The organism is Roseovarius sp. MMSF_3350, from assembly GCF_030733425.1.
Taxonomy (GTDB): Bacteria; Pseudomonadota; Alphaproteobacteria; order Rhodobacterales; family Rhodobacteraceae; genus Roseovarius.
The window spans coordinates 85,850-103,471 of sequence record NZ_JASHIZ010000011.1; the positions used below are offsets into that span (position 1 = coordinate 85,850).

Annotated in this window: 17 protein-coding genes; 1 reads left to right on the forward strand and 16 read right to left on the reverse strand. The window is 64.9% G+C overall.

What is annotated here, in order from left to right; genetic code table 11:
- The first annotated feature begins 54 nt into the window (after positions 1–54).
- A complete protein-coding gene (locus tag RBB31_RS12010) occupies positions 55–786 on the forward strand; it encodes a glutaredoxin (RefSeq protein ID WP_306129592.1) in 732 nt (243 codons plus the stop codon).
- 6 nt (positions 787–792) lie between these two features.
- On the opposite strand, the gene RBB31_RS12015 is transcribed toward RBB31_RS12010, so the two are convergent.
- The 16 genes from RBB31_RS12015 to bchF form a co-directional block, all read right to left on the reverse strand.
- The gene (locus tag RBB31_RS12015; RefSeq protein ID WP_306129536.1) at positions 793–1,329 is read right to left on the reverse strand and encodes a putative glycolipid-binding domain-containing protein; all 537 of its coding nucleotides are present in this window, start codon (positions 1,327–1,329) and stop codon (positions 793–795) included.
- A 101-nt stretch (positions 1,330–1,430) separates the two neighbouring features.
- Complete coding sequence (locus RBB31_RS12020; RefSeq protein ID WP_306129537.1) at positions 1,431–1,853, reverse strand: cytochrome c family protein; 423 nt, start codon at positions 1,851–1,853, stop codon at positions 1,431–1,433.
- A gap of 126 nt (positions 1,854–1,979) precedes the next feature.
- A complete protein-coding gene (gene hemA, locus RBB31_RS12025) occupies positions 1,980–3,194 on the reverse strand; it encodes a 5-aminolevulinate synthase (protein ID WP_306129538.1) in 1,215 nt (404 codons plus the stop codon).
- Entirely contained in the window at positions 3,184–4,002 is an 819-nt protein-coding gene (gene puhE / locus RBB31_RS12030; RefSeq protein WP_306129539.1) for a putative photosynthetic complex assembly protein PuhE, read from the reverse strand. The genes hemA and puhE overlap by 11 nt, the downstream gene beginning before the upstream one ends.
- A gap of 97 nt (positions 4,003–4,099) precedes the next feature.
- The gene (gene acsF / locus RBB31_RS12035; RefSeq protein ID WP_306129540.1) at positions 4,100–5,230 is read right to left on the reverse strand and encodes a magnesium-protoporphyrin IX monomethyl ester (oxidative) cyclase; all 1,131 of its coding nucleotides are present in this window, start codon (positions 5,228–5,230) and stop codon (positions 4,100–4,102) included.
- Entirely contained in the window at positions 5,227–5,523 is a 297-nt protein-coding gene (locus tag RBB31_RS12040; protein ID WP_306129541.1) for a hypothetical protein, read from the reverse strand. The genes acsF and RBB31_RS12040 overlap by 4 nt, the downstream gene beginning before the upstream one ends.
- 17 nt (positions 5,524–5,540) lie before the next feature.
- Positions 5,541–6,014: a photosynthetic complex assembly protein PuhC gene (puhC, locus tag RBB31_RS12045; protein WP_306129542.1), complete on the reverse strand. Its 474-nt coding sequence runs from the start codon at positions 6,012–6,014 to the stop codon at positions 5,541–5,543.
- Positions 6,015–6,031: 17 nt separating this feature from the next.
- Positions 6,032–6,694 carry a photosynthetic complex putative assembly protein PuhB gene (gene puhB, locus RBB31_RS12050; RefSeq protein WP_306129543.1) on the reverse strand — a complete coding sequence of 221 codons (663 nt, stop codon included), beginning with the start codon at positions 6,692–6,694 and terminating at the stop codon, positions 6,032–6,034.
- Between the two features lie 27 nt (positions 6,695–6,721).
- Entirely contained in the window at positions 6,722–7,495 is a 774-nt protein-coding gene (gene puhA / locus RBB31_RS12055; RefSeq protein WP_306129544.1) for a photosynthetic reaction center subunit H, read from the reverse strand.
- 27 nt (positions 7,496–7,522) lie between these two features.
- A complete protein-coding gene (locus tag RBB31_RS12060) occupies positions 7,523–8,962 on the reverse strand; it encodes a PucC family protein (RefSeq protein ID WP_306129545.1) in 1,440 nt (479 codons plus the stop codon).
- On the reverse strand, positions 8,959–9,639 hold the full coding sequence (gene bchM, locus RBB31_RS12065) for a magnesium protoporphyrin IX methyltransferase (RefSeq protein WP_306129546.1): 681 nt from the start codon (positions 9,637–9,639) through the stop codon (positions 8,959–8,961). Before bchM ends, RBB31_RS12060 begins: the two co-directional genes overlap by 4 nt.
- Before the next feature lie 112 nt (positions 9,640–9,751).
- Positions 9,752–10,648, reverse strand: coding sequence for a ferredoxin:protochlorophyllide reductase (ATP-dependent) iron-sulfur ATP-binding protein (gene bchL / locus RBB31_RS12070; RefSeq protein ID WP_306129547.1), 897 nt, complete (start codon positions 10,646–10,648; stop codon positions 9,752–9,754).
- 28 nt (positions 10,649–10,676) lie between these two features.
- Entirely contained in the window at positions 10,677–14,240 is a 3,564-nt protein-coding gene (locus tag RBB31_RS12075; RefSeq protein ID WP_306129548.1) for a magnesium chelatase subunit H, read from the reverse strand.
- On the reverse strand, positions 14,230–15,777 hold the full coding sequence (bchB, locus tag RBB31_RS12080) for a ferredoxin:protochlorophyllide reductase (ATP-dependent) subunit B (protein ID WP_306129549.1): 1,548 nt from the start codon (positions 15,775–15,777) through the stop codon (positions 14,230–14,232). Before bchB ends, RBB31_RS12075 begins: the two co-directional genes overlap by 11 nt.
- Positions 15,774–17,060, reverse strand: coding sequence for a ferredoxin:protochlorophyllide reductase (ATP-dependent) subunit N (locus RBB31_RS12085; RefSeq protein ID WP_306129550.1), 1,287 nt, complete (start codon positions 17,058–17,060; stop codon positions 15,774–15,776). Before RBB31_RS12085 ends, bchB begins: the two co-directional genes overlap by 4 nt.
- Entirely contained in the window at positions 17,057–17,557 is a 501-nt protein-coding gene (gene bchF / locus RBB31_RS12090; protein ID WP_306129551.1) for a 2-vinyl bacteriochlorophyllide hydratase, read from the reverse strand. Before bchF ends, RBB31_RS12085 begins: the two co-directional genes overlap by 4 nt.
- Positions 17,558–17,622: the final 65 nt, after the last annotated feature.

A 17,622-nucleotide genomic window follows, 5' to 3' on the forward strand; every position in this document is an offset into this window, starting at 1 on the left:
GACACGGCCCGCGCCAAGAGCGAGGGCGGCAAGAAGACCGCGTCGCTCTACCGGATGGTGATGCCGGGGCATTTGTGCCCGTATGGGCTGAAGTCGTTGTCGATGCTGAAACGGCGGGGGTACGAGATTGACGACAATCCCCTGACGACGCGCGAGGAGACCGATGCCTTCATGTCAGCGCACGGGGTCGAGACAACGCCGCAGACGTTCATCGACGGCGAACGTATCGGCGGTTACAGCGAACTGAAAGCGCATTTCGGCTATCGCGTTCTGGAAGAAGGCGAGACGACATACATCCCCGTCATCGCGATTTTTGCCAGCACGGCGCTGATGGCATTGGCGATCGTGCTGAACCTTTATGACGGCTTTCCGGTGCTGACCTGGCTGAAATGGTTCTTTGCAGGATCGATGGTCGCCCTGGCAATCCAGAAGTTGCAGGATGTCGAAGGTTTCGTGAACGGCTTTCTGGGTTATGACCTGCTGGCGCAGAGCTATGTGCCTTATGGCTATGCGTATCCTTTTGCCGAGCTTTACGCCGGCGTGGGGATGATGGCGCTGATCGGTACGGGCAGCGCCCTGATATGGTTGGTGGCGCCTGTGGCGATCTTCATCGGGGCCGTCGGCGGGTGGAGCGTGTTCAAGGCTGTCTATATTGACAAGCGGGAACTGACCTGCGCCTGCGTCGGCGGTGGATCGAACGTGCCTCTGGGTGTTATCTCGCTGACCGAGAACCTGGTGATGCTGGGCATGGGGATCTGGATGCTGTCTGTTCAGATCGCGGGATAGATCGTCTCAGGCTTGCGCGGTCCAGCGGCCCGGTTGCGATCGAACTATACCCTGATCGTCGACAGAAACCCGGGTGGTTGCGCCCGTTTCGGCTGTTTCGATCTCGTAGGCGTCGTCCGAGAGGCGGAGGAATACCAGATGGAGCGGGCTGAGCTTTTCGGTGGAGACGTCCAATCTTGCCGCCATGATTTCGGACTGGTCACCAGGCCTGAGCGCAAGGCGGCGGATCGGCGGCGTGAAGGTCGCCGGCGTGAAATCGAGCATGATGTCCGTCGCCCCTTGCACATCGGGCACGGGCGTGTCGTTGTGCGTCCAGCTGCCGTCTTTCTTGCGGCGCAGTTCGAGGCGGGATTTTCTGCCGATGCGGACGCGGCGTGTGGTGCCGTCTTCGCGCGCGCGGATGCGGTATCGCAGCACGCCTCCTTCCGCGTCGGTCGACGAGCCGTCGATCAGGTAGCCCCCCTCGGCATCGGCAAAGCGGCAGGCGTCATTGCCCGAGCCGTCCTCGCGCAGCCACAGAATTGCGTGTGCCCCTGCGATCATGGCGCATCTCCCTGTTGCGAGCCTATCCTAGCACGTCGCGTAGGCCACGGCACAAAAAAGGCCGCCCCTATGGGCGGCCTTTCGAAACGCGGGATTATTGATCAGTTTTCGGGGCCGACCGAGGCGAGAAAGGCCCAGATATCCGCGGCATCCTCTTCCTTGCGCAACTGATAGGTCATCTTGCCGCGACCATCTTCGCCGGTGTATTCCTGGAGCCATGGTGTCGGGTCCTGGACGTAGCCTGTAAAGCTTTCCTGATCCCACTCCAGCCCGGCTTCGCCGGCGGCGACCAGAAGGTCAGAATAGTTGAAGTCCTCGACGGAGCCTGCGGTGCGGCCGGCAAGCCCATACAGGTTGGGGCCGACCTGGCCGCCCTTGACGATGGCCTCGCCCGAGTCGTCAACGACAACGTGGCAGGCCTTGCACTGGCGAAAGGCTTTTTCGCCGGCTTCGGCGTCACCGTCTTGCGAGAAGGCAGGTGCGGCGAGGCTGGCAAGAGCGATGGCTGTAACGTGGATCTTCATGATATCCTCCAAACGTTTGGCTGAAGTGTCGAGATAGCGTGGATCGGGTGGCGTCAAGAGGCCATGGATCGAGAAACGACCGCATCGAACGGCCCTGTGTTGCATGTTGGCGCGTCGTTTCATGAATCAGGCCACGGCATGGGCGATGGCGCATTGCTTCCAAAGCACGCCGAGCGCCTCGACCAGGTGGTCGATATCCTCGTAGCTGTGCAGCGGGCCGGGGGTGAAGCGCAGCCGTTCGGTGCCCTTGGGCACGGTGGGATAGTTGATCGGTTGCACGTAGATGCCCCAGTCCTGCATCAGGATGTCAGACAGCATCCGGCACTTGACCGGGTCCTTGATCATCACGGGGATGATGTGGCTGGGATTGTCCATGTGCGGGATGCCGCGCCTGTTGAGCTGGGCACGCAGATAGGTGACGCGGTCGCGCTGGGCGGTGCGTTCGGCCCGGCTCTGCTTGAGATAGGCCACCGAGGCCTGCGCGGCGGCGGCCACCGCAGGCGGCAGGGCGGTGGTGAAGATGAAGCCCGAGGAAAAGCTGCGGACAAAGTCGCACATCGCAGCCGAGCCGGTGATGTAGCCGCCCATGCAGCCATATGCCTTGCCCAGAGTGCCCTCGATCAGGGTGATGCGGTCCGCCAGTCCCTCGCGTTCGCTGACGCCCCCGCCGCGCGGGCCGTAGAGGCCCACGGCATGGACCTCGTCGAGATAGGTCATGGCGCCATGCTTCTCGGCCACCTCGACGATCTCCTTCATTGGACAGATGTCGCCGTCCATGGAGTAGACTGATTCAAAAGCCACGATCTTGGGCGCGTTGGCGGGCAGCTTGGCCAACTGGCGGTCGAGGTCTTCGGGGTCGTTGTGCTTCCAGATGCGTTTCTGCGCGCGTGAGTGGCGGATGCCTTCGATCATCGAGGCGTGGTTCAGCTCGTCCGAGAGGATCACGGCATCCGGCAGGCGGGCGCCCAGCGTGCCGAGCGCGGCCCAGTTGGACACGTAGCCGGAGGTGAAGAGCAGGGCGCTTTCCTTGCCGTGCAGGTCGGCCAGTTCGTGTTCAAGCGCAACGTGATACTTGTTTGTGCCCGAGATATTGCGGGTGCCGCCCGCGCCGGTGCCACACTGGTCGATGGCGTCCTTCATCACCTGGCGGATGTGGTCGTTCTGGCCCATCCCCAGATAGTCGTTCGAGCACCAGACGGTGACCTCGTCGGGGGTGTCGGCGTCATGGCTGCGCGCCCGGGGGAAATCGCCGCAGCGGCGTTCAAGTTCGGCGAAGATGCGGTAGTTGCCCTCTTTCTTGAGTGCGCCGAGCTGCGCGTTGAACATGGCATCAAAATCCATGGGATTCCTCCGGTCTTTTTGCTTTGTCGTTTTGGGTCTTGGGCGCGGGTAGCATCCAGCGCCAGAGCTTGGCATCGGGCAATGGCAGCACCATCAGCCAATGTTCGAGAAGAGCGAGGCCAGCGAGGGCGGCCAGCAAGGCGAAGCCCACGATTTCGGCGCCGGTCTGCGCGGCGTAAAGCCGCTCGAGCCAGCAGGCGACGGCAAAGGTCAGGGCCGAAATGGAAAACGGGAAGACCCAGTTCAGTCGCTGGATGCGGAAATGGCTGGCGAGGTGGCCAAGCGCCTTGGGCAAGAACTCGGTATTGATCCGTGGCACGCCGAAATAGAGGTTCAGCTTGGCCGAGATGCGCGCGAAATAGAGGATCGTGAAGGTCCAGAGGCCGACGGTGTTCGCCGCGCCGGTGGCAAATATCCACATCGCGAGGAAGATCATCGTCAGCAGGGTTTCGTGATAGGCCACGGTGCCCCAGGCCCGGATGAAACGTTCCCATTCCGGCAGGCCGTCGGGGCAGTTGCGCAGGTTGGGGCCGGTGATCATGCCGGTCAGGAACGTGAGTTCCACCCAGCCCCAGACCGCCAGTGCGGCGAGGAACGCCCCGTAGGCGGCAAGCAGAGAGGTCTGAGGCAAGGTGGCCGCGAAGCCCCAGAGCCCCAGCCCCAGGATCGGCAGCGAGGACAATAGGCAGAACATGCGCGCCCGGCCGCCCGCCCGGTCGGCGTGGCGCACCACCATGAGGATCGCCCCGGTGGAGAACCACCAGAGGAAAAGGGCCGCGAGGGCCGCGATCCAGGGCGAGGTCAGCATCGGGCCTCACCGTCCCGGGCCTGACCCGGGACCTCTGTCGCCGAGAGGCCCCGGATCAAGTCCGGGGCGGGTTGGTGGATATGTCGAAACCTGCGCATCAGTAGGCCGGCTCCAGCCGCACGTTTTTCGGCACCTTGTGCGACTTCGCCGGGATCAGCATCAGCCGCACGAAGGCAGTCCCCGCGCGGGCCTGCGCCGACAGACGCTTGACGAAGCCCATCGGTCCGCCCTCTTTACGCGCGGTGTCGAGATCGACATTGGCCTTTTGCAGTTTCTCGAGCAGTGGCTGCCATTTCGGGCTTTCGATATCCAGCGTGATCGGAAAGATCTGCTTGGACAGTTCCGACGTCTTGGTGAAGACCTCGTGCGCGTACCAGTCGGGGTCGACGCCGAGGGCCTTGTGGAAGGCCGGGCGCTGGTGGTCGCGCACGTACATCGTGGCGTAAACGGCTGTCAGGAAGAACTTGATCCAGTAGACGTTTCTGCCGGAGGTCAGCCGGGGGTCGGTCTTCATCAGCAGGGCGAAGGCCTCGCCATGGCTGAACTCGTCATTGCACCATTCGCGGAACCACTTGAAGATCGGGTGGAAGCGATGCTCGGGGTTGGCCTCGAGGTGGCGGTAGATGGTGATGTAGCGTGCGTAGCCGATCTTTTCCGACAGGTACGTGGCGTAGTAGATGAACTTGGGCCGGAAGTAGGTGTATTTCTTCTTCTGCGTCAGGAAGCCGAGGTTCACGCGCAGACCGGCCTCGCGCAATGCGTCGTTGATGAAGCCGGCGTGCCGGGCCTCGTCGCGGGCCATCAGCTGGAAAAGCTGGGTGATGTCGCGGTTGTTGCCGCGGCGCTTCATTTCCTTGTAGAGCACGCAGCCCGAGAATTCGGCGGTGCAGCTTGAGATCAGGAAGTCGATGAATTCCTTCTTCAGGGCAGGGTCCATCCCCTCCCAGTCGACGTGGTCCCAGTCCTCGTTCTTCTTGAAATGGCCCTTGTTGGGGTCGGCTTCCATCTGGTCGATCAGCTTGTCCCAGTCGGCGCGCACGGGGCTGACGTCGATGGCGTCAAGCTCGTCGAAATCCGTGGTGTAGAAACGCGGCGTGAGCAGCGTGTTGGACATGGCCGTTTCGGTCGCCATTTCATCGTTGTACTGGCGATCCTGCGCTTCGGCGATCGCGAGCCCCTCTTCAACGGTGGTGGCGTCGGCGGTGTGCTTCGTGGTTTGCATGTTCATAGCGTGACCTCCTCGGAGAAGGAAAACTCGCACAGCTCCATCACCTCGAAATCACCCGTGAGGCGGGTCCACAGCTGTTCCAGCTTGCTGGCGCGAAGGATGGTGGCCTCGCGCTCCTCGCTGACCACTTCGCCGAAGGGCGCCATGATCTCGGGTCCGTGGACCTTCACCTCGTCGCCGGGGTGGATCACGGCCCCGTTGTTGAACCGCACATGCGCGTGCAGGGAGTCAAAGCAATGCGATACTTCGACCGTGCAGGGCGCCCTTTCTATGTCTTTGGTCAGCCATCCCATTTTGGCGTCTCCTTTTGCTATTGTGCCAGGAGCCTTGCAAAGGCCTTGGCGTTGTCGATGCCGAACCCCATGAGGTCGGCATTCCAGCCCGTGGACGGGTCGTGGATCGCGATGCGTCCGTTGTCGTACCGGACGAGTGTCAGCGGGCCTGTCAGGGCTACGCGGTGTTTGGTGCGCTCGCGCTGGATCACGCGCCAGACGCCCGAGATGAACCCGCCCTCTTTCGGGTTCAGCTCGGCGATGAGCGTGCCGTCCAGTGCGGTGACGGTGGCTCTGCCGGACATGTCGCCGGACAAGTTGAACGTGCGTTCGTGGGTGATCGCGCCGGTGGGCGGCGTGTAGGTGACCGGCTGGCCCGACAGGCGCGACCACGTGACCAGCGCCAGAACGATCAGCACGAAGGCGCAGACCGCGAAGACCAGCACGCGCGGGACAAGCTCCTTGTCGTGGCCGTCCTGGGGGTGGGCGTGGATGTGATCGGTCTGGGCCATGCGGTGTCAGGTCCTTTTCATTCCGCCGGTACGGCGCCGGGCGCGATATCGTTGGCGCCGGTGTCGGTTGCGGCCGGTCTGCGGGCGAGTTTCGGCGTGTCGAGCTGCGCCTCGGCGGCCTCGGCGAAGAGGCGGGCGATGCGGGCCGCATCGTCGATTGCGCGCAAGGCCGGCTGCGGCCTGCGTACGTGCCAGGGCCGCACGTGGGGCCAGCAGGTGAGAAAGCTGAGCGGCGGCGGGTCCATCAGGTCGAGCGCGATGGTGCCGTTGCCAGACCGGCGCAGCGCGAGGTCGGCGCTGGCGATGCGGCTGAAAGGCAGGTTGAGCGTGACGGTCAGCGCCGCGCCGACGCGCATCGCCACGCGCCGGTTGGTGATGGTGTAGATGGTGGCGCGGGCCTGCACCGCTCCGATCGCCAGAAGCAGCGCCGCCGCCACCGCACCGATGACCAGGAACGGAAAGGACACCCGAAACGCGTGAGCCATGCCCACCTGGTCGAAGAGTGTGACGAAGCGCCAGGCGAAAAGAATAACGAAATAGCCCACCACCCAGTAGAGGTTGAGCGATTGCACCGTCAGCGCCCACCAGTTGGGCCGGCCCTGCCACAGGATATGTTCACCCTCGGGCGGGCGCTCTGGCAGGCCGGGGACCGGTTCCACTTGGAAATCGTCATGGGGCATCGTCATCTCCTTCGTCCGCCTGTCCGCTCAGCCCAGCTTGGGGTTGAGGCGGGCGTCGTCGGCGTAGATCGTGCCGCCGCCGTAATAGGCCGAGATCTTGTCTTCCTCGAGCTTGGTCACCTGGTTCGGTGAGGCGTGTTTCGGTACGCCGGCGAAGTGCTTGCCGTAGAGCTTGAGCACCTTGACGTGGTTGCTCTTGATCCGTGTGAGGGTCATCGGCACCAGCCGCTTGCCCGCGCCGTGATCGCCATCGAGTTCGATCTCGAGGTAGCGGACAAGCTGTTCGGGCTCGTCGACCCAGAGGTCGGTGATCATGCCCACGACCTCGCCGTCGCCGGCCACCACGGGAAGGCCGCGCGGGTCACGGCCCGCAGCCACGTGAAAGTGCTCGTTCGCGCCCATCGGCACGATCTTGGGGTGACCGTGGCCGTCGAGTTCCGGCACGTCCTCGCGGTTGGCCCACGACGCCGGCCCGACGCCATCGGCGAGCGGATCGCCAGTGGGTTCGAACGGAAAGCCGTTGCCTGCGGCGGTCTTTTGCAGGGCGATGTTCGGGCGGTCGCTGCGCTGGCCCGACGGGACGGTCAGTTCGCCCCGGCCGTGGGGCAGGACGAAGGTCTTGTCGCCGGGGACGGGAAACAAGCCCTGGTTGGCGGAGACGTTGCCGTCGTCATCTTCCAGAGGGTAGCCTTCGCGCATGTTCTCGCGCTGGATGTAGATGATCAGCCCGGCGAAGAAGATCCAGAAGAGCCAGATCGAAAGGCTGGCGAGATCGAAATTGGCGAAGAAAGCGTTACTCATGGCATATCCTTTCCATGGATCGGCACATCATGTCGGGAAGTCGGCCAGGCCGATGCGGGCCGCCTCCGATGGGGTGGGATGGGACGCGGCGCGCGGGTTGCGCACAAGTGGCCCGATCACGGCAAGCGTGACGAAAAGCAGGGCAATCTCGGTGTGATAGACGAAGGTGTAGCCGGTAGCCGGCGTGTTCAGCACCTCGCCCCAGGCGCCGGAGGTGGCCGCGGCATTGACCGCGTCGCGGATGCCGCCGCCGAAGGCGATGGCCAGTCCCGCTGCGGTGGCCTGCGCGGCGCCCCAGGCCCCGAGTGCCAGGCCGTGGCCGGCCTTGCCTTGCGTGGTGATGGTCATGGCGGCCGTCAGGGTCGAGACGGCGAAAACGCCGCCGCCCAGCCCGATCAGGCAGGCCCCGGCAAAGAAGAGCGCGGTCGAGTTCATCGGTGCGGCGAAGACGACGATGGCAAAGGCTGCGATGCCGATCAGCACGCCGAGCGCCGCCAGCCGGTGCGCGTTACGGCCTTGGGCCAATGAGCGCCCGGTCCAGACGAAGCCCGCCAGAGCGCCTGCCGCCCAGAGCGCTGTCAGGAGCGTGGTCGAGGAGACCGAAAGGCCGAGGATTTCGCCGCCGTAAGGTTCCAGCAGGACATCCTGCATGTTGAAGGCCATGGTGCCGATGAAGACCACCGCCAGGAGCCGCCCGGCCTGACCGCCCGCCATAAGGTCGGCCCAGGCCTCGGCGAAACGGGGCCGGGGGACGGCGCGCTCGGCACGTGTCATCGGCGCCATCTTTTCCTGTTTCCAGAGCGCTATGAGGTTGAGGACGATGCCCACGAGCGCCGCGCCTTGTACTACCCGGATCAGGGCCAGTTCGCTGAAGTCGCGCAGCAGCCAGCCGATGACGATGGCCGAGACGCCCATGCCCAAGAGGAACATCACGTAAAGCAGCGCCACGACACGCGGGCGGTTTTTCTCGTCGGCGCGGTCGGTAGCCAGCGCCAGACCGGCGGTCTGCGTCATGTGCAGGCCAAGGCCGGTCATCAGGAAGGCGAGTGCCGCCAGCACCTCGCCTGCGAAGGGCACGTCGTGGACCGTGTTGCCCGACAGGACCAGCAGCGCGAACGGCATGACCGCAAGACCGCCCATTTGCCAGAGCGAGCCGAACCAGAGGTAGGGCACGCGCTTCCAGCCGATCGCGCTGCGGTAGGTGTCCGAGCGAAATCCGAGAAGCGTGCGGAACGGGGCAATCAGAACCGGCAAGGCGATCATCACGGCGACGATGGTGGCCGGGACGGAAAGCTCGACGATCATGACGCGGTTGAGTGTGCCCAGCAGCATCACCGTGGCCATGCCCACCGACACCTGAAAGAGCGACAGGCGCAGTAGCTCGCCGATCGGCAACCCCTCGCTGGCCGCGTCCGCAAAGGGCAGGGCGCGCAGGCTGAGATGCTTGAGGGGCGACGGACGGCTCATGCAGTCACCTCCATCGCGTGGGAAATGTAGAAACCCGAGGTCACGCGCTGGAGCGGTGCGAGCCTGCCGATGCCTTCGGCCCGCGCATAGGCGCGCGACAGGCGCGCGGGGCTGTGCGGGATCATCGTGGGCGACCGGTCCGAGCGCGGGAAAAGCTTGCCCGCGTACCACATGCCCATCAGCAGCGGCGTGCGCGGGGCGATGGTGAAGACGATCCGGCCCGAGGTGCGCGCCATGAGCGTCGCCAGCGACCGGGCGATATCGGCATCGCGGTAGTAGATCAGGCTGTCCATCGCCAGAACGTGGTCGAACCGGCCCAGCCCCTCGTCCAGCATGTCGCCGGCGTGAAAGGTCACGCGGTGTGCCAGCGTTTCGGGCAGGCGCCGTTGCGCGATGCCTACGAGCGAGGGCGAAATGTCGACGGCCACCACGTCGGCCCCGCGCGCGGCGAGTTCGGTGGTCATGGCGCCGGTGCCGCAGCCCGCGTCGAGGATGCGCGCGCCGCGCAGGTCATTGGGCAGGCGCGACAGCATCTGTTCGCGCATCGCGTCCCGCCCGCGCCGCACGGTTTCCCGGATCTTGGAAACCGGCGCGTCGCTGGTCAGCGCCTCCCACGTGCGGGTGGCGGTCTTGTCGAAATAGGTCTCGACCCGGGTCAATGTGCGGTCGTAGGTCATGCCGTGCCCCCTGCACGCGTCGCGCCCCGGACTTGATCCGGGTCCTCCACGCTGGCCGGGAGGTCCGGGCTCAGGGCCGGGACGGCGGTGCGATATGTTCCGGCGTTGTTCATCAATCGAAACCAAGCAGCTCGAAGATGTCACGGTCTTCCATCGGGGCGGGGGCCAGCGGTTCGGTGCCGCGCCATAGGGTCTCGGCCAGTTGGACGTATTCCTTGCGGGCCATGACGATGTCTTCCTCGTCGGGCATCTCGAAGAGGGTTTTCTTCTTCAGACGCGAGCGGCGGATGGCGTCGTAATCGGGCATATGCGCGATGCGGTTGAAGCCGACCTTGGCGCAATAGCGGTCGACCTCGTCGGTCTCGCGCGAGCGGTTGGCGACGCAGCCCGCCAGCCGCACCTTATAGTTGGCCGATTTGGCCTGCACCGCGGCGATGATGCGGTTCATGGCGTAGATGCTGTCGAAATCGTTGGCGGTGACGATCACCGCGCGGTCGGCATGTTGCAGGGGGGCCGCGAAACCGCCGCAGACCACGTCGCCCAGCACATCGAAGATCACCACGTCGGTGTCTTCCAGCATGTGGTGCTGTTTCAGCAGCTTGACGGTCTGGCCCACGACATAGCCGCCGCAGCCGGTGCCGGCGGGCGGACCGCCCGCCTCGACGCATTTGACTCCGCCCCAGCCATCGGCCACGAAATCCTCGGGGCGCAGTTCCTCGGGGTGGAAATCGACCTCCTTCAGGATGTCGATCACCGTGGGCTGCAGGCGGCCGGTCAGGGTGAAGGTGCTGTCATGCTTGGGATCGCAGCCGATCTGAAGCACGCGCTTGCCCATCCTGGCGAAGGCGGCGGAGAGGTTCGAGGACGTGGTCGACTTGCCGATCCCGCCCTTGCCGTAGACCGAGAAGACCTTGGCCCCTTCGATCTTCATCGATGGGTCCTGGTGAACCTGAACCGATCCTTCGCCGTCTTGGCCCCTAAGGGCCGGGATGTCGTCGCGAGGGCTCATGTGTCGCCTGTCCTTTCGGGATTGCGTGTCATTCTGCGGCGACTCCTTCGAGGTGGTCTTCGAGGGAGTCTGCGGCGTTGCGCAGGGCCGAGAGAGTGTTCTCGTCGGGCTGCCAATAGGCGCGGTCATGCGCTTCGAGCAGGCGGTTGGCCATGCGGGAAGAGGCGGTCGGGTTGAGATCCGACAGCCGCTGGCGCATGTCCGCGTCCAGGATGAAGGTCTCGGACAATCGCTGGTAAACCCAGGGCTCGACCTGGCCGGTGGTGGCGGACCAGCCCATCGTGTTGGTGAAGGCGCTTTCGATCTGGCGGACGCCTTCGGCGCCGTGTTGCAGAAGCGCCTCGTGAAACTTGGGGTTCAGGGCGCGGGAGCGGCTTTCGAGCGAGACCTGGTCGGCCAGCGTGCGCACCTTGCCCGCCCCACGCGTGGTGTCGGAGATGTAGATCGCAGCTTCTTCGCCGCCCCGTGCACGTTTCACCGCGCGCGAGATGCCGCCCAGCGTGTCGAAATAATGATCGACGGTGGTGACGCCCAGTTCGACGGATTCGAGGTTCTGGTAGGCCAGTTCCACGTCACCAAGCGCGGTTTGCAGCAGTTTGTCGTTGGCCGCGGCCTTGCCGTCGACACCGTAGGCGAAGGATTTGCGCGACAGGTAGGCGTCGGCCAGTTCGTCCTCGTCGTCGAAGGCGGAGCTGTCGACCATCATGTTGACGTTCGAGCCATAGGCGCCCTCGGCATTAGAGAAAACGCGCAAGGCAGCGGTTTGCAGGTTGCAGCCGATCTTCTCGGCATAGGCGAGCGCGTGGGCGCGGATGAAGTTCTGTTCGACCGGCTCGTCGGCCTGCGCGGCCTTGAGTGCGGCCTCGGCCAGCAGCTTGGTTTGCAGGGGGAGAAGGTCGCGGAAGATGCCGGAGAGGGTCATGATGACGTCGATGCGGGGGCGGCCCAGTTCGGCGAGTGGGATCAGGTCCGCGCCGCAGAGGCGGCCGAAACTGTCGAAGCGGGGTTTGGCGCCCATGAGCGCCAGCGCTTGTGCCAGTTGAGAACCGTCGGACTTAATGTTGTCGGAGCCCCAGAGGACGATCGCCACGGTGCGAGGCAGGATCTTGTGCGTGTCCAGCAGAAGCTGGGCCTGTGCCGCGCCTTCGCGGCAGGCAAATTCGCTGGGCATCCGAAACGGGTCGAACGCGTGGATGTTGCGGCCGGTGGGCAGTATATCGGGCGAGCGGATCAGGTCACCGCCATGAACCGTGGGCGTGAACCCGCCCGCCAGCGCGTGCAGGATGGCAGGGATCTCGGTGCTTTCTCGCAGGTGTTTGTCGGCGGCGGTGCGGGTCTCGGCATCCGCGTCGGCCATGAGGTCGAGATACTCGGCGCGGGCCGTGTCTGACATGGGCCGCCCCACGACGTGCAGGCCCTCGGGGATCAGCGCGTCCTCGGTTTCCAAGAGTTTCAGCCAGAGCGTTTCGGGATCGGTATCGCCCAGATCCACCGCCTCGGCCTGTTCGGCGATGAGCGTTTCCAGATCGGTGCGTTCGGACGCGCCGGGGCGCGTGGCGCGCCAGCGGGTGAGGCTGTCTTTCAGCTCGGCCAGGCCCTTGTAGAGGCCGGCGGTGGCCAGGGGCGGGGTGAGGTGTGAAATGGTGACGGCGCCCGAGCGGCGCTTGGCGAGGCTGGCCTCGGACGGGTTGTTGGCGGCGTAGAGGTAGATATTGGGCATCTCGCCAATCAGGCGGTCGGGCCAGTCGCGGGGGCCAAGACCCGCCTGCTTGCCGGGCATGAATTCCAGTGCGCCATGCATCCCGAAATGCAAGATGGCGTCGGCCTGGTAGGTGTTGCGCAGCCACTGGTAGAACTGCACGAAGGCATGGGTGGGTGCGAAGCCGCGCTCGAACAGGAGGCGCATCGGGTCGCCCTCGTAGCCGAATGCGGGCTGGACGCCGACGAAGATGTTGCCGAAGTCCTGACCCAGCACGAAGACGCCGCGCCCGTCGGATTGCACCTTGCCGGGAGCGGGGCCCCAAACCTCTTCGACTTCGGCCAGGTGGGGCGTGTTTGCCACGATAGTGTCGGCGCTGACATGGGCGGCGACATTGGCCTCTTGCCCGTATTGGGCGGCGTTGCCTTGCAGGACGGCGGCGCGCAGGGCGTCGACGGTCTCGGGGACCTCGATGTCGTAGCCTTGGGCCTGCATTTCCCGCATGGTGTTGTGCAGGCTCTCGAACACGGACAAATAGGCGGCGGTGCCTACGGCGCCCGCGTTGGGCGGGAAGCCGAAAAGCACGATGGCGACCTTCTTTTCGGCCAGCTTGCGGCGGCGCAGGCGGATCAGCCGCTCGGTTTTCTCGACCAGGCTGTCGATGCGCTCGGGGCAGGGGGCCATGGACTTGGCGTCGGGCGCGGCGCGGCATTTGTGACGGCAGCCGTCGCAGCCCTCGGGGCCGTGGCGGCCGGCAAAGACCGTCGGGCAGGTTGCGCCGTCGAGTTCCGGCAGGGCGATCAGCATCGTGGTCTCGATCGGGCCGAGGCCCTGGGGCGAGGCCGCCCATTGGCCCAGCGTCTGGAACTCCAGCGGGTGGGCCGCGATGTAGGGCAGATCGAGGTCCTTGAGCACGGAAATGGCCGCGTCGTTGTCGTTATAGGCCGGACCGCCGACGAGGCTGAAGCCGGTCAGCGAAACCAGCGCGTCGATCTTGGGGCCACGCTCGGTGCGGAAGAAAGCGTCGATGGCCGGGCGTCCGTCGAGACCGCCTGCAAAGGCGGGAAGGACGTTAAGCCCACGCGCGTTGAGGGTGCGGATGACGGCGTCATAATGCGCCGTGTCGCCCGAGAGCACGTAGGAGCGCATCATCAGCAGGCCCACGGTGGATGCGCCGGGGATGTGGCCGGGCAGGTCGGCGGGGTCGGTGGTGATGCGGTCGGGCAGGTCGGGATGGTAAAGCCCGGTATCGGGGTATTCGACCGGCAGGGCAACGCGGGCACCGCGCCACTCGTCATGGCGGCAGTAGCGCGAGACGAGGAAGCGGATCAGGCCTTCGACGTTCTCGTCCGACGCGCCCAGCCAGTATTGCATCGTCAGAAACCATGCGCGCAGGTCCTGGGCCTTGCCCGGGATCAGCTTGAGGATGCGCGGCAGGCGGCGCAGCATCTTCATCTTCTTGGCGCCGCTGTCGACATTCTGCTTGGTCTGGCCTCGCAGCTTTTTCATCAGCTTTCGGGTGCCGGATTCGGGCGCCTGCATGTCGAGCGTGCCCATACGGGTCAGACGCACGATCTTGGCGTCGGCGATGATGCCCGCCAGCGCGTCGCAATCCTCGCGCCGCGCCTCGAGGTCGGGCAGGATCGCGTTGATGTGGTCTTCGAGGAAAAGGAGATTTGCGATGAGGATGTCGCCCGTGGCGATATCGGCGCGTGCGGCGGCCAGGGCGGCGTCGCTTTCGCCCCACTCGGCGGCGGCATGGACCTTGAGCTCCAGCCCCGGGAAATCCATGCCGAGATTGAGCGCCGCGCGTTCGCAGGACCCGGCGGCGTGGCTGTCCAGCGTCAGGATCACGACCTTGTAAGGCCGGGCTATCATGGCGTCATCGCGCATAATGGGCCTTCGCCTCGTACAGAGTATCGAGGCTGATCTGCGTCATGCCGCGTTCGGCGGCGAAGGTTTCGGTGTTGCGGCGGGCCTTGCCGCGCACGAAGAAGGGGATCTTCTTCAGTTCTTTTTCCGCGTCGGCGAGCCAGGTGATGGAGGTGTTGTCATTGGCGGGCTGCGGTTCCTCGACCGGATTGGCGGGAGGTCCCGGGTCAAGCCCGGGACGGTCGACCGCCTTGTGCCCGTGATGGCTGGCGCCCGCGTCGTCGTGGAACTCGAAATCGTCGCGGAACATGTGCAGCAGGTGCTCTTCCAGCCCCATGACCAGCGGGTGCACCCAGGTGTCGAAGATGACGTTCGCGCCCTCGATGCCCATTTGCGGGCTGTAGCGTGCGGGGAAATCCTGCACGTGGACGGGAGCGGAGATGACGGCGCAGGGGATGCCGAGGCGCTTGCCGATATGGCGTTCCATTTGCGTTCCGAGAATCATCTCGGGCGCCAGTTCCTCGATCCGCTGTTCGACGTCGAGATAATCGTCGGTGATCAGCGCCTCGACGCCGTAGTCCCTGGCCAGGCCGCGGATCGGGCGGGCCATCTCGCGGTTGTAGCAGCCAAGGCCCACCACCTCGAACCCCATCTCGTCGCGGGCGACGCGGGCGGCGGCGGCGACATGCGTGCCGTCGCCAAAGAGGAACACGCGCTTGCCGGTCAGATAGGTGGAATCGACCGAGGCCGAATACCACGGCAGGCGCAGGCGGCTGTCGTCGAGCTTTGGCTCTTGCCCTGTGATCTCGGCAACCTCGGCGATGAAATCCCGGGTGGCGCCGACGCCGATCGGAACGGTCTTGGTGAACGGCTGATCCAGTTCACGTTCCATCCAGCGGCAGGCGGCCTCGCCGGTTTCGGGATACATCAGGACGTTGAAATGCGCCGCGCCCAACCGGGTGAGATCCTCGGGCGTGGCATTGAACGGCGCGCAGACATTGACCGAGATGCCCATGTCTTCGAGCAGGGCGGTGACCTCGGTGATGTCGTCGCGATGGCGAAAGCCGAGCGCGGTGGGGCCGATCAGGTTGGCGGTGACATGGCCCGTGCGCTCCATCGGGCGGGCCAGATTGCGCACCAGCTGGAACAGGGTTTCGTCCGCGCCGAAGTTTTCCTTGCGCTGGTAGCTGGGCAGGTCCAGCGCAATCACGGGGCAGGGCAGACCCATCTGTTCGGCCATGCCGCCGGGATCGTCCTGGATCAGTTCGGCGGTGCAGGAGGCGCCGACGATCATCGCCTGGGGCTGAAACCGGTCATAGGCCGCCTGAGCCGCGGTTTTGAAAAGGTTTGCGGTGTCTGCGCCCAGATCTCGGGCCTGAAATGTTGTATAAGTGACAGGCGGCCGATGCTTGCGCCGCTCGATCATGGTGAAGAGCAGGTCGGCATAGGTGTCGCCCTGCGGCGCGTGCAGGACGTAGTGCAGCCTCTTCATCGCGGTGGCGACGCGCAATGCGCCGACATGCGGCGGGCCTTCGTATGTCCAGACCGACAGCTTCATTCCGCCGCCTCCAGCCGCAGCTTGGCGCGGCGATTCAGCGGGCGCGAGAAGAGACCGGCAAGGTCACCGGCCTGTTCGTAGAAATGCACCGGCGTGAACACGAGTTCGATGGCCCACTTGGTGGCCAGCCCCTCTGCCTCCAGCGGGTTGGCGAGGCCAAGGCCGCAGACCGTCAGGTCGGGCTGGGCGGCGCGGCAGCGGTCGAGCTGCATCTCGACATCCTGGCCTTCGGAGAGCGTCGGTCCCTCTTCCAGCAGGTCGAGATCGGGGCCGACGACGCCCTTGTGGATATAGGGCGCGCCGACTTCGACGGCGGTCATCCCGCATTCGCGGGTGAGAAACCGGGCCAGCGGAATCTCAAGCTGGCTGTCGGGGAAAAAGAAGACGGACTTGCCGTCCAGTTTCTCCGACGCCTGTGAGATCGCTTTTCTGGCCCGTGCGCGGGGCGCGCGTGTTACAGTGTCGAACAGGGTGATGTCGACACTGAACTCCATTGCCACGGCGCGAAGCCACGCGGTGGTGCCTTCTTCGCCGAACGGGAAAGGCGCAAGAATGTGACGCGCCCCGCGCTTTCCAAGTGCGGCGAGGGTGCCGCCGAGGAAAGGCTGGGTAAGGATGAAAGAGGTGTTGGGACCAACCGCGAGAGTGCTGTCGGCGCGGCGCGCTGGCAGCACTTTCACGGTGTCGATGCCCATTTTGGACAGAAGGTCGAGCATCTGGTCCTCGACAACGTCGGGCAGGGCGCCGACAACGAGAAGCTGACGCTCGTTCGTCTCCGGCAAGACAGGGACCATCGAGGCGAGGCAGGCATCCTCGCCCTCGGTAAAGGTCGTTTCGATGCCAGAGCCCGAGTAGTTCAGCACCCGCACATGCGGCGCATATTGCAGCGAGAGCTTTTCGGCGGCGCGGGCAAGATCCAGCTTGATTACTTCGGACGGGCAGGAGCCGACGAGGAAAAGCTGGCGGATATCCTTGCGGCGCTCCAGCAGGCGGGCAACCTCGCGCTCAAGTTCGGCCTGGGCATCGGCAAGGCCGGCAAGATCGGTCTCCTCGAGAATGGCGGTGCCGAAACGCGGCTCGGCGAAGATCATCACGCCGGCGGCGGATTGCAGCAGATGGGCGCAGGTGCGGCTGCCCACGACAAGGAAAAACGCGTCCTGCATCTTGCGGTGCAGCCAGATGATTCCCGTCAGGCCGCAAAAGACCTCGTGCTGACCGCGCTGTTTCAGGACCGGGGCGTCGCGGCATCCGGCGGCCGGAAGAGTCGTGGAGACGTCCGTCATGCCGGGACCTCGGACAGGCCCGCCGATTGCAGTCGAGCTGCACGCAGTTTGAGCAGGAATTGGGCGGCGTTGAAGGCGTAGGCGGCATAGGCGGCGAGCGCCAGGATCATCAGGCCTTGGGGCGTGAGGGAGGCCGTGAACAGTGCCCAGAGATACGCGGTGTGAAGCGCGATGACGGCAAAGCTGAAGACATCCTCCCAGAAGAAGGAAGCCGCGAAAAGATACTGACCAAAAACAACTTTTTCCCAGATCGCGCCAGTTATCATGATCACGTAGAGGAATCCGGTCTTCATCAGGATAGACCAGGTGGCGAGCATGTAGCCTTCGCCGGTTGACAGGTAGCGGATCACCAGGCCGAGCGAGATCAGGAAAACGAGGAATTGGGCGGGGGCGAGGATGCCCTGCACGGTGGTCCAGATACTGGCGTCGCGGCGGACGCGCTGCTCGGGTGTGTAGAGCAGGGCGCGGTTCGCGTTTGATGACGCTCGAAGCGACATGGACTCCCCCTCTCAGGCCATGAGATTCTGGTTTGATGCTAGGGCGCGGCCTACTAAAGTGTCAA

What these genes read in the sequence shown, in the direction of transcription:
- puhB (WP_306129543.1), bottom strand. Translation starts at nt 6,694, where the DNA reads ATGCCCCATGACGATTTCCAAGTGGAACCGGTCCCCGGCCTGCCAGAG.
- RBB31_RS12060 (WP_306129545.1), bottom strand. Translation starts at nt 8,962, where the DNA reads ATGAGCCGTCCGTCGCCCCTCAAGCATCTCAGCCTGCGCGCCCTGCCC.
- bchF (WP_306129551.1), bottom strand. Translation starts at nt 17,557, where the DNA reads ATGTCGCTTCGAGCGTCATCAAACGCGAACCGCGCCCTGCTCTACACA.
- puhA (WP_306129544.1), bottom strand. Translation starts at nt 7,495, where the DNA reads ATGAGTAACGCTTTCTTCGCCAATTTCGATCTCGCCAGCCTTTCGATC.
- RBB31_RS12020 (WP_306129537.1), bottom strand. Translation starts at nt 1,853, where the DNA reads ATGAAGATCCACGTTACAGCCATCGCTCTTGCCAGCCTCGCCGCACCT.
- bchM (WP_306129546.1), bottom strand. Translation starts at nt 9,639, where the DNA reads ATGACCTACGACCGCACATTGACCCGGGTCGAGACCTATTTCGACAAG.
- RBB31_RS12015 (WP_306129536.1), bottom strand. Translation starts at nt 1,329, where the DNA reads ATGATCGCAGGGGCACACGCAATTCTGTGGCTGCGCGAGGACGGCTCG.
- puhE (WP_306129539.1), bottom strand. Translation starts at nt 4,002, where the DNA reads ATGCTGACCTCGCCCTGGATCGCGGCCCTCGCGGCCCTTTTCCTCTGG.
- hemA (WP_306129538.1), bottom strand. Translation starts at nt 3,194, where the DNA reads ATGGATTTTGATGCCATGTTCAACGCGCAGCTCGGCGCACTCAAGAAA.
- RBB31_RS12010 (WP_306129592.1), top strand. Translation starts at nt 55, where the DNA reads ATGGTGATGCCGGGGCATTTGTGCCCGTATGGGCTGAAGTCGTTGTCG.
- RBB31_RS12075 (WP_306129548.1), bottom strand. Translation starts at nt 14,240, where the DNA reads ATGCGCGATGACGCCATGATAGCCCGGCCTTACAAGGTCGTGATCCTG.
- bchB (WP_306129549.1), bottom strand. Translation starts at nt 15,777, where the DNA reads ATGAAGCTGTCGGTCTGGACATACGAAGGCCCGCCGCATGTCGGCGCA.
- RBB31_RS12040 (WP_306129541.1), bottom strand. Translation starts at nt 5,523, where the DNA reads ATGGGATGGCTGACCAAAGACATAGAAAGGGCGCCCTGCACGGTCGAA.
- bchL (WP_306129547.1), bottom strand. Translation starts at nt 10,648, where the DNA reads ATGAGCCCTCGCGACGACATCCCGGCCCTTAGGGGCCAAGACGGCGAA.
- puhC (WP_306129542.1), bottom strand. Translation starts at nt 6,014, where the DNA reads ATGGCCCAGACCGATCACATCCACGCCCACCCCCAGGACGGCCACGAC.
- acsF (WP_306129540.1), bottom strand. Translation starts at nt 5,230, where the DNA reads ATGAACATGCAAACCACGAAGCACACCGCCGACGCCACCACCGTTGAA.
- RBB31_RS12085 (WP_306129550.1), bottom strand. Translation starts at nt 17,060, where the DNA reads ATGACGGACGTCTCCACGACTCTTCCGGCCGCCGGATGCCGCGACGCC.